Annotated in this window: 15 protein-coding genes; 5 read left to right on the top strand and 10 right to left on the bottom strand. The window is 40.4% G+C overall.

Going from position 1 to position 14,099, the window contains the following annotated elements; all coding sequences use genetic code 11:
- Positions 1-152: 152 nt before the first annotated feature.
- The 8 genes from CN378_RS04910 to CN378_RS04950 form a co-directional block, all read right to left on the bottom strand.
- A complete protein-coding gene (locus CN378_RS04910; protein ID WP_098350808.1) occupies positions 153-1,142 on the bottom strand; it encodes a S66 family peptidase in 990 nt (329 codons plus the stop codon).
- A gap of 341 nt (positions 1,143-1,483) precedes the next feature.
- Positions 1,484-1,912: a hypothetical protein gene (locus CN378_RS04920; protein WP_098350809.1), complete on the bottom strand. Its 429-nt coding sequence runs from the start codon at positions 1,910-1,912 to the stop codon at positions 1,484-1,486.
- A gap of 65 nt (positions 1,913-1,977) precedes the next feature.
- Positions 1,978-2,202, bottom strand: coding sequence for a DUF3951 domain-containing protein (locus CN378_RS04925; protein WP_257141011.1), 225 nt, complete (start codon positions 2,200-2,202; stop codon positions 1,978-1,980).
- Between the two features lie 67 nt (positions 2,203-2,269).
- Positions 2,270-3,193, bottom strand: a complete 924-nt coding sequence (locus tag CN378_RS04930) for an alpha/beta hydrolase (protein WP_257141012.1) — start codon at positions 3,191-3,193, stop codon at positions 2,270-2,272.
- A gap of 495 nt (positions 3,194-3,688) precedes the next feature.
- A complete protein-coding gene (locus CN378_RS04935; protein ID WP_098350811.1) occupies positions 3,689-4,150 on the bottom strand; it encodes an NUDIX hydrolase in 462 nt (153 codons plus the stop codon).
- Between the two features lie 213 nt (positions 4,151-4,363).
- Positions 4,364-5,170, bottom strand: coding sequence for an aldo/keto reductase (locus CN378_RS04940; RefSeq protein ID WP_098350812.1), 807 nt, complete (start codon positions 5,168-5,170; stop codon positions 4,364-4,366).
- Positions 5,171-5,377: 207 nt separating this feature from the next.
- Entirely contained in the window at positions 5,378-5,584 is a 207-nt protein-coding gene (locus CN378_RS04945; RefSeq protein ID WP_098350813.1) for a hypothetical protein, read from the bottom strand.
- A 52-nt stretch (positions 5,585-5,636) separates the two neighbouring features.
- A complete protein-coding gene (locus CN378_RS04950) occupies positions 5,637-7,112 on the bottom strand; it encodes an amidase family protein (RefSeq protein ID WP_098350814.1) in 1,476 nt (491 codons plus the stop codon).
- Between the two features lie 204 nt (positions 7,113-7,316).
- On the opposite strand from CN378_RS04950, the gene CN378_RS04955 reads away from it, so the two are divergent.
- Genes CN378_RS04955 through CN378_RS04965 form a run of 3 tightly spaced genes read left to right on the top strand, consistent with a single transcriptional unit; the run spans position 7,317 to position 8,851 of the window.
- The gene (locus CN378_RS04955) at positions 7,317-7,910 is read left to right on the top strand and encodes a TetR/AcrR family transcriptional regulator (RefSeq protein ID WP_098350815.1); all 594 of its coding nucleotides are present in this window, start codon (positions 7,317-7,319) and stop codon (positions 7,908-7,910) included.
- Between the two features lie 22 nt (positions 7,911-7,932).
- Positions 7,933-8,394, top strand: coding sequence for a DUF2269 family protein (locus CN378_RS04960; RefSeq protein ID WP_098350816.1), 462 nt, complete (start codon positions 7,933-7,935; stop codon positions 8,392-8,394).
- 22 nt (positions 8,395-8,416) lie between these two features.
- Entirely contained in the window at positions 8,417-8,851 is a 435-nt protein-coding gene (locus CN378_RS04965) for a DoxX family protein (protein WP_098350817.1), read from the top strand.
- A 229-nt stretch (positions 8,852-9,080) separates the two neighbouring features.
- Here the strand turns inward: CN378_RS04965 and CN378_RS04970 are convergent, their stop codons facing one another.
- Both CN378_RS04970 and bla read right to left on the bottom strand, forming a co-directional pair.
- A complete protein-coding gene (locus CN378_RS04970) occupies positions 9,081-10,661 on the bottom strand; it encodes a bifunctional metallophosphatase/5'-nucleotidase (RefSeq protein ID WP_098350818.1) in 1,581 nt (526 codons plus the stop codon).
- Positions 10,662-11,122: 461 nt separating this feature from the next.
- On the bottom strand, positions 11,123-12,040 hold the full coding sequence (bla, locus tag CN378_RS04980; RefSeq protein WP_098350820.1) for a class A beta-lactamase: 918 nt from the start codon (positions 12,038-12,040) through the stop codon (positions 11,123-11,125).
- 90 nt (positions 12,041-12,130) lie between these two features.
- Here bla and CN378_RS04985 point away from each other — a divergent pair, with 90 nt between their 5' ends.
- Together CN378_RS04985 and CN378_RS04990 are read left to right on the top strand one after the other, a co-directional pair.
- On the top strand, positions 12,131-12,973 hold the full coding sequence (locus tag CN378_RS04985; protein WP_098350821.1) for a sialate O-acetylesterase: 843 nt from the start codon (positions 12,131-12,133) through the stop codon (positions 12,971-12,973).
- A complete protein-coding gene (locus tag CN378_RS04990; protein ID WP_098350822.1) occupies positions 12,970-13,509 on the top strand; it encodes a PadR family transcriptional regulator in 540 nt (179 codons plus the stop codon). The genes CN378_RS04985 and CN378_RS04990 overlap by 4 nt, the downstream gene beginning before the upstream one ends.
- Positions 13,510-14,099 lie beyond the last annotated feature (590 nt).

Here is a 14,099-nt window from a genome sequence, read left to right on the forward strand (position 1 = left end):
GTTGTTCCCGTTTGAAGACTATCAAACCATTAAATTCAAGGTTATTCAGACAACCTGTTTTTTTGAAGATGGGCGTTACGTTGGTCTTCAGGTATTACCCCCCTTTAATGAAAGATGGAAGATGCCTCACGAGATGAATGTAGAGGTTTTATTTAGATCCACTCTTCAACGCAATGGACTGACTTTGCCTGTGTATCTAATTTAACCTTCTTTCCTATAGCCATAGGATGCATGGGATGAGTATGACACGTGTCAAACTCACCTAAAACAGGGATCTCTTTATCATCTAATTGTTCCATCAGAATATCGATTGGCTTCCTACCAGTTCCTAGATCGTCATATCCCTCATGTTTCCCCAAAATGATTCCTGACACCTTTTCAAAGATTCCGTGCATTTTTAACATCGCAAAGTTCTTTTCTACTATCGACGCATTTTTAGCGCAATCCTCTATCAATAAGACGTCCCCATTTTTTATAGTAGGGAAATACTCCGTACCAATAAAACCATACATCGCATTTACATTTCCACCTATTAATCGACCTTCCGCGACTCCGGTGTTTCTTGTTATCCATTCATTTCGATATAGCGTTTTTTCTTTTGTTTTGTCTAACCAATTAACAGGTTCATCAGACCAATAGGTAGGCATGGGAACTTCATAAGGAAGACTGCTTTCTGTCATAAAGTAGTTAACAAAGTATTGGTACGTATCGTTAACCAAAGGCTCGAATTCACCAAAAGAAGGAATGAGTGCAGGCCCATAATATGTAGTGATATTCGTTTTATGATAAAGTGCAAGAAGTATAGCCGTTGCATCTGAGTAACCTACTACGATCTTCGGATTATTTATCAACGCTTCGTAATCTATATAGGGTAAAAGACTATTAGAATTGGTGCCACCTATCGTGGACATCACCATTTTTATTTCTGGATCTCGCAATAACTCATTTAATTCATTTGCACGCTCTTTAGGGGTACCTGAGCGATATCCTTCAGCCTTTCCTGTCAAATTTCCTTCGACTATACATAAACCTTTGCTCTCGAGGAATGATTTTGCCCGTTCATATCGTTTTCTTGCTGTAACTGTTGCTGGTGATGATGGAGTGAAGATCCCCACTTTGTCACTTGCGTTTAATTTATTCACGGAAGCCACCGTCCTTTCTTTCAGGAAAAATGTATTTCAACAATATGTATAGTTGCACAATCAACTATCAAACGTAATATCCTTACATGGGTATACATCTGCAAACCAACGTAATACTCCATTATGATGGTTTATAATTTGTTGGGCAGTCTACGGTAGCTACCGAATACCGAAACTAAGAGAAGTAAAATCATAAATATAACGTAAATGGATAATCAATTGATTTCTTTTAAACCTTTATTATTGGCCGCTACCCATATTGATAATCCAATCAGCATTAAGGAACAAAATCCAATAACAAGGAGTAAAATCAGCAAGAATATAATCCAAGTATTTTCCACTTATTTACATTGGTTACTTTCAACATGCTTCCCTTCCTTTGGCAAACTCCCCTCTGGTGGTGTCCAAGCATTCTGACAAATATTCTTTTCATCTACCACTGAGTATGTATAAGTCCAGCCTTTTTCGTTTTCAAACTCAACATTTAAATGATAAGGATTGTATTGCCTCCCTGTTAGATGACCAATTTCCCACTCTTGATTGGGGTATCTCTTCTCAAGAATATGGTTTAGTTGTTCTGTCTTCTTTGATACTTGATAATCAATAAAGTAGGGTCGAATCACGAAGAATGAAAGGACTATAACAGTTAGTGAGGACGCGAAAATTAAACAGAGTTTTCTAATCTTTTCAGGCAATAAAAATGCGACTGCAAATATGATCATGATAAACGCAGCACACGTGGTCATTTCAACTACTGTTATTGGATGCACAAAAATCCCCCCATCGTTCCCAAGAGCCTTAAAAGAAGATCCATTATAATTATGAAGCAAAAAGATTATGGGTTTATATATTTACTTTTATCTTTATCATCAGCACTATCATTTTCTTCTTCTTGTTCATCTTCAATATTTTCTTCCTGAAACTCGCTTACAGTCTGGCCAGTTATATGGTCAAACGGGGTGTAGTAATGATGAGGATTTTTCTTCTTAATTAATACTCTATAAGCTACTATTAGAATGAATATTACAAACACCAATACAATAGTTGACGTTAAATACAATAAAAAAAGAATCCTGAAACCCCTCCCGAAATTAAGTTTGCGTGTTCAGTTAACCCAACCTCTCATTTTAGGTTTGTGCTGGCACACTATCCCCCCGCTGTACCATTTTATGTACACACTTAATAATCAAATCCGGTCGCTCTAAGAACACAGAATGCCCTGAATGACTCGCAAACATTAATTCACCCTTTAAAGACATTTTACTCTGGTTGGTAATGAACTCTTTCCATTTTTCCTCGAACACTCTTAACTCCCATTCAGGTATTCCATTGTCCAATTCAGATTTAATCGTAAATTCTTTGTCCCGCCCAATGACGATCAATGGAACATCGGGAAAATCTCCTAAACTCCTAATAACTTCTGCATCTTTCGTCCATTCCTTAATCTCTGATGCCATCGCTTTATATAGTAATGGGGTCACCTGAAAGTCCATCAGTTTTTGCTGAATGGTCTTCGGAAATTGACGTTGTTTTTCATTAAGTGAGGGTTTCAGTATTTTCATTAGTTCTTGCTCACTTTTGGTTGAATACTCCAAGCTTTTTTCAATCCACAATTGATCTGTCTCTTGATTTAAAACAGGTAGATCGAGCTTTTCTAATTCTTTTAAGTCAACAGAAGTCGAGTCCACTAATATCACTCCGGCCACCTTTTCAGGGTGAACTTTAGCGAAATGTTGAACACAAAGGCCTCCATACGAGTGTCCCATTAAATAAATCGGCTCGTCGATTTGAAAGTAATTGAGTATTTCAGCTAAATCACTTATGGTTGATGCCGTGTTTTGAATCCCAGCCCCGATCTCACTCCGCCCCAGTCCCTGCCGATGAAACGCTAAGACTCTATACGATTTACTTAAATTTTCTATTACCTCATACCACTCTTCAAATGAGCAGCCCATTCCTGTAAGGACAATTACCAGTGGACCTTTATTCCCTTTAATAAGAACTTCAATTTTGTGGTCATTGATTTTGATCAGTTGATTAATAAATCTCAATCCTTTCTTCCTCAATACTAATTATTCCAAATTTTGTGTATTTGGGCAATGCTCTTGTTTAAATAACTGGCCTCATAACTGAACAGGGGGAACCCGAATAGAGTGAAGAAATTTCCTCACTCCCATCTAAAAAACATCCCATGGCCAGCCCACGGGACGTTTTTTAGGATGTTTTTTCATTTAATACTCTATTTTAACCGTTTAGCCCTTCAATCTCATACTACTGAAAAGAGGTCCGAAGAAGAATCATGCCAGATTCACACTTATCATGCGGGATTTGGAATAATTATGCGGCTTCACTAGTAATCGTGCGAGTTTCAGAGGCAATCCTGCATGATTTCCGATAATCATGCCGCAGTGTCGAATCCTCTTATTCTGTAAGCATGAAAAGCTCAACGGGTACAGGTACAGCGACTCTTCTCCAGATAGCCAAGGGCCCTGTACCCGTTGATACCTCGCATAATTTTTAAGCCATAGATCAGCCGGTCATTCATTTTAGCCATTAAAAAGTTGCTCATTCATTACGCTAATTGGATATATGTTTTCTTCTAATAAGTTATTAATTATTTGTATTAATACATGCGGTTCTCTTAAATCCTCTTTTTCAAATGCTAAAAGGTCATTCGTTTTTATCCACCTGCTGTCAGTAATTTCATCTTCTTCAAGCGTTAATGTACCTCCAGTAACCTCACCAATAAAATGAAATAAAATGACTTGATTGTTCGTATTACTGGTAAAATTATATACTCCAGTCATGCCAATCAGTTTTACATCTAAACCCGTTTCCTCTTTAGCTTCCCTCCTGGCTGAATAAAGAATATACTCACCATACTCTATATGCCCACTCGGAAAGTTCCACTTATGGACGGCATTGGGTTTATTTTCTTTTATCATTAAGACTTTATCATGATGAAAGATTGATACACTTGCTACTAATACAATTCCATCTTGAGACATTCATTTCTCCTCAATTCTATTTAAATACCGCATTTTCTTTATTATGTACTCTTTTTAACCTGACGTATCCATACTCCCTTACGGCTTCTGTCATATATCCATGCCCACTAATGGCGAGTTCTGTAAAAAGCGGTACTACGCCAACCTCATTGCTTTCAATAAATCAAAATCCTAGTGATACAATTTATATCACTAGGATCAAGGACAAACGAATTATAAGTTTTCAATTTTTTTCATATCTTCTGCAGATAATTCGAAATCGAAAAGATCTAGATTAGATGCCTGATTTTCGCGGTTGTGAGATTTAGGAATGACGATCACACCACGTTGGATTTGATATTTTAATAAGACTTGTGCGCCAGATTTTTTATAGGATTCCCCAATTTCATCCAAAACATCTTTTTGATGGGCTTCGGCTTTCATAGGTCCCCATGCAACAGGTGCAATGCCCTCTTCTTTTAATATAGTAAGGAGATCTTTGTTAGGTTCTTTTAGGTTAATTTGAATTTGATTAACCGCTGGCTTCACTTTAGCGAATTCGTTCAATTCTTCCAGATGATCTTTTCCAAAGTTTGAAACGCCGATTGCTTTTAGTTTGCCCGCTTCGTAATATTCTTCAAAGACTTCCCAAGTGTTTTGAAGTTGTACCTTGTCTTCGATAGGAAAGTGAATAAGAAGCAGATCAAGATAGTCGGTTTGAAAGTTTTTTAGACTGTTATCGATTGCTGCCCGAGTAGCTTCCTTTGAAGAAATATATTCTTCATCGGCTGGAACTTTTGTCGTAATAAATAACTCTTCCCGAGGCACTGTGCTTTCTGCTAAAACTCTTCCGACAAGTTCTTCGTTTCGATACATGATGGCTGCATCTATTGAACGGTACCCCAACTCAAGTGCTGATAGAAGTTCAGGAATTTCATTTGTTAACGCCGCGTTATACTCATGATTTTCTTTCCCATACGTATTTGTACCTGTACCTACAATTGGCATTTTCAACCCATTATTAAGTGTGATGTATTCCATATGGTTAAGCACTCCCTCTGTATACTCTATTCTTTCTGCTTACAAAATCCATCATATCAAATTATTGAATTTTCAAAAAGTAATATGGAAGGAGGGATATGTCCCACTTACGTCAATGCACAGGTACTTTTATTACATTTCTTCACCATTAATCTTGTTTCATTTACTAAATGAATGCTGTCCCATATGGGATAAACCTATGAAATGTTATACTTTACTATTATCCTTATCTCCTAAAAGCTTATCTAATTTTTCTTCGACCCGCTTTAGCCTGCTATTTCTTCTCCTAAGGATAACGACAAATATAATGATGCCCACTGGGATGGCCAAAAGAAATAATAAAGACATTAACTGAAAAATAATATCACCTGTATTTAAGGTTGCTGTTGATTGCGCTGATGCTAATAAGAACAAAGAAACATCCCCTTTTCAATATAATTTTTTATCAAAGTAACGTAAATTTATTTTAGTCCAAGCATGGTGGTCTTCGAAGTTTGGTAGCTTGTTCCAAAGAATACCCCAGCTTAATCAAAGTCCCCTCACTAAATGCACTCCCGGCAAAAGTAATTCCAAAAGGTCTTCCGTTTTTCATATAACCTGCTGGGATGGCGATGGAAGGATAGCCGGCTTTGGCACAGATTGTAGAACCGATATAAGAAGGGAACAGGATGGCATCCAGATGATGGTTTTTCAACGCATAATCGATTCCCTGGTTTTGAGAAAAAAATAAATCTTCCAGTTTGGTATGTAAGTACTCAGGATTTGCTAACGTGTTATGGGGCAGACCCGCTCTATATTTCAGCATATTCTGTCCGTACTTTAACGTTTTGCCTTCGTTCTTTTTATTAAATTCTATTAATTCTTTATCGGAATGGACAGGCAGGTGAGAAGGCAATTGGGAAAGATAGTTTCCCAGTGCATGCTTCATTTCATATACAGGCACTCCCCAGCTCCATTCTCTGTGGAAAGAGGGAATGTCTATTTTCTGGATCACTTCCGCTCCTTTCTTACTCAAGATTTCAATGACATGCTGAAAAAGCTCATCATCGTACTCACCGGAATCTTTGTAATAGTCTTCAGGGGCATCCATGTAGACACCAATTCTTGCCCCATCCACTCCATTCGGATCTAGAAAAGGAGTGTAATCTTGAAAGGCTGCACCCTCACTTTTGAAGGTAGCCGGGTCAGTCTGATCCACACCCGTTAAAGCACCTAATAAAATAGCTGCGTCTGTAACCGTCCTTGCAAATGGACCTGGAGTATCTTGTGTATACGTAAATGGAATGATCCCGCTGCGGCTAATTAAACCTACGGTGGGTTTGATTCCTACTACCGAGTTTTGAGTGCCAGGACTAAGAATGGAGGCGTCTGTTTCAGTCCCGATAGACACAGTGGTTAAGTTGGCCGCGACGGCCACAGCAGAGCCTGAACTTGAACCCCCGACAAATAATTCACCCGGTTCATAAGGGTTCAAGGTTTGACCACCCCTTGAACTGTAGCCTGCCCACATCGTGGTAGACATTCCATTCGCTAATTCGGTCATATTGGTTTTCCCCATAATGACAGCCCCGGCTTCCCTTAGCTTTTCCACTAAAAAAGCATCCTTTGTACTCAAGTGGTTTTCTAAAGCTAAGACTCCTGCGCTCGTATGCATTTTATCTTTGGTTTCGATATTGTCTTTAAGCAATATAGGAATGCCGTGAAGTGGACCTCTGGACCCTTTCATCTTCCGTTCGTGATCTAATCCCTCTGCAATAAAAATAGCATCAGGATTGATTTCCAGGACAGCATTCAATTTGGGTCCGCTTTGATCGTACTTGGCTATCCTGTCCAGATAATACATAACGAGTTCCCTTGATGTGATTACGTTCTCCTCAAATGCAGCTTGAATGTCTTTAATCGTTAATTCACGGTTGAGAAGTTCATTAAAAGTAAGATCCATCATAATCCTTCACCCATTCACCTATGTAATGATAATCAACATCATTTTAACATATTTTGACACATTCACCCTCTCATAAATGAAATAAAAGCGACTAATAAGGACTCTGTGGGGAATTCAAGTTTTATTTAAAACTTTACAAACCGTCGGTCGGTATGTAATAATTTGATTAATAAAAAATCTAACAAGAAAGGATGAAGGGTAATGGATCGGGAAACAAAAAGAAGGCAAACAAAAAATTTACTATTGGATACAACGAAAGCTTTGGTAGAAGAGAAAGGTTGTAATACCTTAACGTTGAACAATATTATTGAGCGCTCTGGACTTTCCAAAGGAGCCATTTATCACTATGTAAAAAGCAAGGATGAGCTGTTGGCATTAGTTTTAAAGGAGAGAATGGAAGAAATCAGTGATCGTTTTTTTGCTGAAGTAAATAAAGGAAAAAAAGAGTTTGAAGGACCTTTGAAAGAAATCGCAAAAAAATTACCATCGCTGCAAGATCCACAGGATGTCACAAACCAGATCTTTCTTTATTTATTAACGAATAACGACCAGCCTGCTGTCCGTGAAATTATACAAAGTTTTTACCAACAGGCCGTTCAAATGTCTAAACATTGGATTACAAATGGTCAGGATTCTGGGGTCATTCCATCATCAGTTAATGCTGATAAGACTGCGGAGTTATTCACTCTGATTTCCTATGGTTTCCGGGTCCGAAGTTCCACATTGAATGATTCTTATGCATTCAATATTGATGATTTCACTAAACTTATGGGGGAGTTACTGCAACCCCAATAATAGAACAAAGGATGTGGACTCAATGAACGTTTTGTTATTTTTGCATATTTTTGGAGCAGTCATATTTCTCGGGAATATTGCCACAGCGGCACTCTGGAAAGTTAGAGCGGACCTCACTAAGGACCCAAAATTTATTCATAACACTGTGAAAAACGTAATGTTGGCTGATTTCATCTTTACACTTCCGGGATTGATACTCATTATGATCTCCGGCATCCTGATGGCTGCCCAATCGGGACACTCGTTAGCAGTCTTTAACTGGTTTACCTTATCATTATTCCTGTTCGTATTAACCGGTATCATTTGGTTCTCGATCCTGTTGCCAATACAACGGAGGTTAATTGATCACAGTGCCCAATCAATAACCAACGGTATGATATCCAGTGAGTATCGAAACGTTTCACGCTATTGGGCGATCTTTGGCATTACAGCTACTTTATTACCTGTGGTCGTCCTTTATCTTATGGTAACCAAATCATTATAATGAACCGGAAGGAGATAATCAGATGGCTCCGTTTATCGTTCTATTCTTTACATTTATGATGTTTAGCGTAATTGGTTTCTTTGAACTACCTTTGAATGAATGGCAGACATCATTGCGCCTCGCCATTGCTCTTATGTTCACCTTTACAGCCATGGCTCACTGGGGAAAAAGTCGTTCAGACCTCATTAAGATGGTACCTCCCTCACTGCCTAATCCTACATTTATCGTATCGGTGACAGGAATTCTGGAGATTATTGGTGCTATAGGTCTCTTGATACCGATTACATCTAGAATCGCCTCGATATGCTTAGCCCTTTTACTAATTGTCATGTTCCCGGCTAATATCCGTGCTGCAAAGAATAGTATAAAGATTGGAGAAAAACTTTCAGCCTCCCTACTACCAAGGACCCTTTTACAATTCATATTTATCACTGTCTTATTCTTAGTTGCAATGTAAATATGTAAAAACTTTGATCCAACTTTTCAGTATTTCACTCAAATGTACCCCACAGGCCAGCTACTTCATGGACATCTAATCAACACCCTATTATCGTGGGCACATGTTCATCTTCCAGTAAAGCAACTACCACCACACCTTCGAAAATAATTGATTCCAGGGCCAGAATTTTTTATTAAAAAATAAAAACAGTAGCGCGGGAATCTGCCCCCACTCTACTGTTTTTCATTTACTGTACATTAATTCGACCTGTCCGGGTTGGTGCTACGCTTCCGCCTGATTCAATGATATAGGTAATGAATGAGTCCAATGTCGGCGGACCTTCCACAGAATCCTTGCCTTTTTTAAAAGCAGTGAACCCGTCTCCTCCGGTTGCAAGATAATTGGTGAGGGCTACGGTATAAGTCTGGTCCTGCTTAATGGCATTTCCGTCTTTATCTGTCATGGCTGTGACTTTTTGGCCGGGTGGTGCGTCTTTATCGTAGGTGTAGTACAGCCCCGATGTCTGCATGATGGTTTTGAAATTCCCTGTCCACTGCTGTTCCAGTGCTTCTTTTATCTCGGCGCCGGTCAATGATAGTTTGACCAGGTTGGTGCCGAACGGGAGCATGGTGTACAGTTCTCCCCAAGTAAGTGCGCCCTCATCCAGGTTCGCCCGGATTCCACCCGGATTCATGAATGCGAAGTCGGTGTTCATATTCTCCCGGTGTGAATCTGCGATAAGATTACCAATCGACCGCTCCCCACTGGCGGTTTTGTCCTTTGTGATGGGGGCGTCGGCCTGACCCATCTTCTGTTCCAGCATCATCTGTTTGTCTACCGAGTAAGAATCGACCATCTCTTTGATTTTTTTGTCGGGCAGGATTCCATCGTGATAGGTGGAGATGATGGCTGCCTGCTTATTGACGATTTCCTTCGTCTCCCGGTCGATGAGGAGGTCTACGTCTGAAAAGGCTGTTCCATAGGAGTACGCTTGAACAATCATTTTCCCGTCAACGGACGTATTGGCAAAGCCGTGACTGTGACCGCCGAAGATGATATCTACTTCATCATCGATGAGGGGGGCAAATTCAGCGAGGTCTTGAGCAGGAATTGTTCCGTCTTCCTTAGAAGAAGCGGAAACATGCCCGAGAACGATGATGGACTGAACTCCTTTTGCCTTCAATTCTTTTACGCTTTGATTGATGGCAGTGACTTCATCCGTGAATTCAATGCCTTCAATCCCGCTTGGCAGGACGATATCTTTCGTTTCGGTCGTGACTACCCCGATAAACCCGATGGGCACACCATCGACTTCTTTGATCAAATAGGATGGTAAAATGGATTTCCCTGTCTTTTTATCGATGACATTGGCAGCTGTGTATGGAAAAGCCGCCCCTTCAAAGTTACCCGTTTTCTCATGTTTGCCGCCATCAAGGAGCCTGAACATCTCCTCCATTCCTTCATCGAACTCGTGATTCCCTAACGTCCCGATGTCGAATCCAACCTCGTTCATCCATTCGACGGCAGGTTCATCCTGCATAAGAGATGACACAGGTGAGCTTGCACCGACCATGTCGCCGGAATGGACCAACAAAGTATTTTCTTTTTCCTGCCGGTGCTTTTTTAAATAGGCAGCCAAGTATGCAGCACCGCCTACCTGCTTTCCATTCCTCGTTCGAACCGTTTCCAGCTGTCCATGAAAATCATTGACTCCCAGAAGCTGCACAGAAATATACTCTCCAGGGTCGGTGGAAGATGAAGCAAATGATGATCCAATGAAGAAAACCCCAGTTGCGATTGCTGCCAACATCCATTTACTTAAAGACATGGAAAACCTCCCTGTGCTTTTGTCATCTTCAAGGTAGCACAGTAGTTTTGACCCGTTTTTAATGGAACGTTATGGTTTTGTAAAGAAGTTAATATCTACTAAACGCACTGGGCAAAGGTATAAGCTGTTTCTCAAAATTAAAATAAGCGGAGATATTCCGCTTACATTCAGAATGAAAGGTGTATTTGGGGTAATTAAGCGGAAAATTTCCGCTAATGCACAGAAAAATCATGTGATATTGTATTTTTTGGGGTTAATAGGCGGAATTTTTCCTTCTATTTCAAACTTTCATGTAGTAATGACGAAATAAGCGGAATTTTTCCGTGTATCTGTCATCTCAGGTAAGTAAGCGAGGACGGGGACAGGCTCCACGACTTCTGCTCAAAGAGCCAATGGACATGTCCCCGCGGCTGAAGGAGTAGCAATGCCAAAGAATGCAATTGCTATTCCTCCTTGGAAAATCACTTAAAAGAATTCAGTACCACCTTAGCCGCCTTTGCGATAAGTTCATTATCATAGGCAGCATCCTTAGTATCACGGCTGGATAGAATCGCAATGATGATGGGATCTCTATTCGGCGGCCAAACGATAGCAATATCGTTTCGCGTTCCGTAGTCTCCTGCTCCGGTTTTATCGCCTACCTCCCATCCTTTAGGTACAGCTGCACGGATCAGTTCGTCTCCAGTAGTATTCTTCCGCATCCAATCTGTTAGGATTGTACGCTTATCCACCGGCAGTACGTCGTCGACCGTGAAAGCCTTGAGGTTAGTGGCAAGTGCTCTTGCTGTACTGGTATCACGGATGTCTCCCGGGATGGCACTGTTCAATTCCGTCTCAAAGCGATCAGCTTCAGTGACATGATCGCCGATTTGTCTCAGTGCATTTTCGAAGCCGTCAGGTCCACCGAGTTCCTGAAATAAAAGGTTCCCTGCGGTATTATCGCTGTACCGGATAACTGCATCGCAAATTTCTCTAAGGGTCATCCCGGTGTCCACGTATTGCTCTGTAATGGGCGAATATGTGACGAGGTCATCTTTAGTGTAGGTGATGACCTCATCAAGTTCGTCCATCGAGTGTTGCTGCAGCACTGCCCCTGCAGCCAAGGCCTTATAGGTGGATGTATAGGCGAACCGTTCATCCGGTCGATAGACCACCGTGCGATTGGTACCGGTGTCAATCGCATAAACACCGAGCCGGGCATCGAACTTTTTCTCAAGTTGCATGAACTTTTGATTACGTGTGCTTTGTGCTTGATCTCCTTTTTCTTTTGCCTCGGTCAGCTTTCCCCCGTCTCCAAAGAGGCTTAGACTGATAAGACTTAAACACAATAGTCCCACACTCATCCATATTTTTAACATTCTGACACTTATCAACATCATCCGTCCTCTCCTATTCTATTGACAATAGTCTAATTAGACTCTATACTAACTTAGTCTAATTAGACTATCGTGTAAAGGAATGAAACTGTAATGATAAAATCTTTTTTAATGCTAGGACAATCGAATATGGCAGGTCGTGGATTCCTGCATGAGGTAGATCCTATCTATAATGAAAAAATAAAAATGCTTCGGAACGGACAGTGGCAAATGATGACGGAGCCGATTAATTATGACCGTCCTGTGGCTGGTGTAAGTCTGGCTGCCTCTTTTGCCGACCTGTGTTCGAAAGCCAACCCGGATGATGAAATTGGTTTGATTCCTTGTGCGGAAGGCGGCAGTTCTTTGAATGATTGGCACCCGCAAGGCACTCTTTTTCAACATGCTTTGTCTGAAGCCCGGTTTGCTCTTGAAACGAGTGAAATTTGTGGCATCCTTTGGCATCAGGGTGAGAGTGACAGCCATCAATCTCTACATGAGACGTATTATGAAAAGTTATCTCTTATCATTGAAACGTTACGTAAAGAATTAAACCTTCAAAGTGTACCATTTATCATTGGTGAGCTTGGTCATTTCTTAGGGAAAGAAGGTTTCGGAAAGTACTCATCAGAGTTTCAAGAAATCAACGCAGAATTACGTCGGTTTGCTCATGAGCAGCCAAATTGTTATGTTGTATCAGCAGAAGGTCTAACTTCCAATCCGGATGGTATTCATATGAACGCTGTTTCGCAACGCAAATTCGGTTATCGCTACTTCGAGGCCTTCTCGAAAAAGAGTCATATCTCAGGACCTCTTCCGGATGAAAATAAATCACTAAAGATCAACCAAACCTATTCGAAAACGGAACAAATGTATATTCACAGTATGAATTTGGCTCTTGGAAAAATCTCATACGCTGAATTTGAAGCACAGATGGCGAAGGTGATGCAGCCTTGATCCCTTTACTGATCCTTGGCTTACTTATTCAAAACCCTGGCTCTCATGGATACGAACTATTAAGTTTAATGGAAAAACGCCATTATCAATATATCGTTAACTATACGAAAGGATCATTTTATTACAATTTGCAACAACTTGAAGAAAAAGGGTTGATAGAAGAAACACAACAAGTACGTCCAAACAACAATCGTGACATTCACACCTTTAAGGTCACACCTTTAGGAAGAGAAGAATTTGATAAATTAATGGCCAAATACGGTACCAAATCCGAGTATGTAAACTTACCAGTCTATGGGGCATTACTCTTTGCAGATGTCTACGATAAAAACAAATTAGTAGACTTAATCCAATCCCAAATTAATCAAACAGAAGCCAGAATTGCTCTTCTCGATGACTACTTAGCTACCATTGAGGAATCACCCGGTCAGATTGATTATTTTGGTCGCATGAACGAAAATTCCCGTTCTCACCATTTAGTAAACTTAAAATGGTTTAAGGAATTGAAGGCAGATATAGAAGAGGCTAGTGATTAAATAAACTAATATCACTTGTCCAAATTGTTATCGAAAAAAACGTCCCCTTGTTTTGCCGGAGGGACGTTTTTTGTGTATCTCCTATTGATCCACCATAATCCCGTCTAAACCCGCTTCCTAGATAGAGAGCACCGAGCAGAATCGTGCGGGATTTGGTTTAATCATGCGGCTATCGTAATTATCGTGCGAGTTTAATAGAAATCATGCGAGAAATGCGTTATTCATTCCCCGGTGTAGAATTTCCATTATTCATGCGGAAGCAAAGCACCACGGCGCCAAGTACAAGCCGTTTCACAAAAGAAAAATAAGCGGAGTTTTTCCGCTTACATTCAGAATGAAAGGGGTATTTGGGGTAAATAAGCGGAATTTTTCCGCTTATCCACAGAAAAATCATCTATTATTGTATTTTGTGAGGAAATAGGCGGAATTTTTCCTTCTATTAGACTCCTTTTCAACCAACAAGGACGAATTAAGCGGAAATTTTCCGTCTATCTGTCAGCTCCGGTAAGTAAGCTCTATGGAAAAAAGCCACGGGGACAGGCACCGCGGCTCCGATTCAAAGAGCCAATGGACCTGTCCCCGCAGCTCAC

This window comes from Bacillus sp. AFS015802 (genome assembly GCF_002561455.1).
Taxonomy (GTDB): domain Bacteria; phylum Bacillota; class Bacilli; order Bacillales; family Bacillaceae_B; genus Rossellomorea.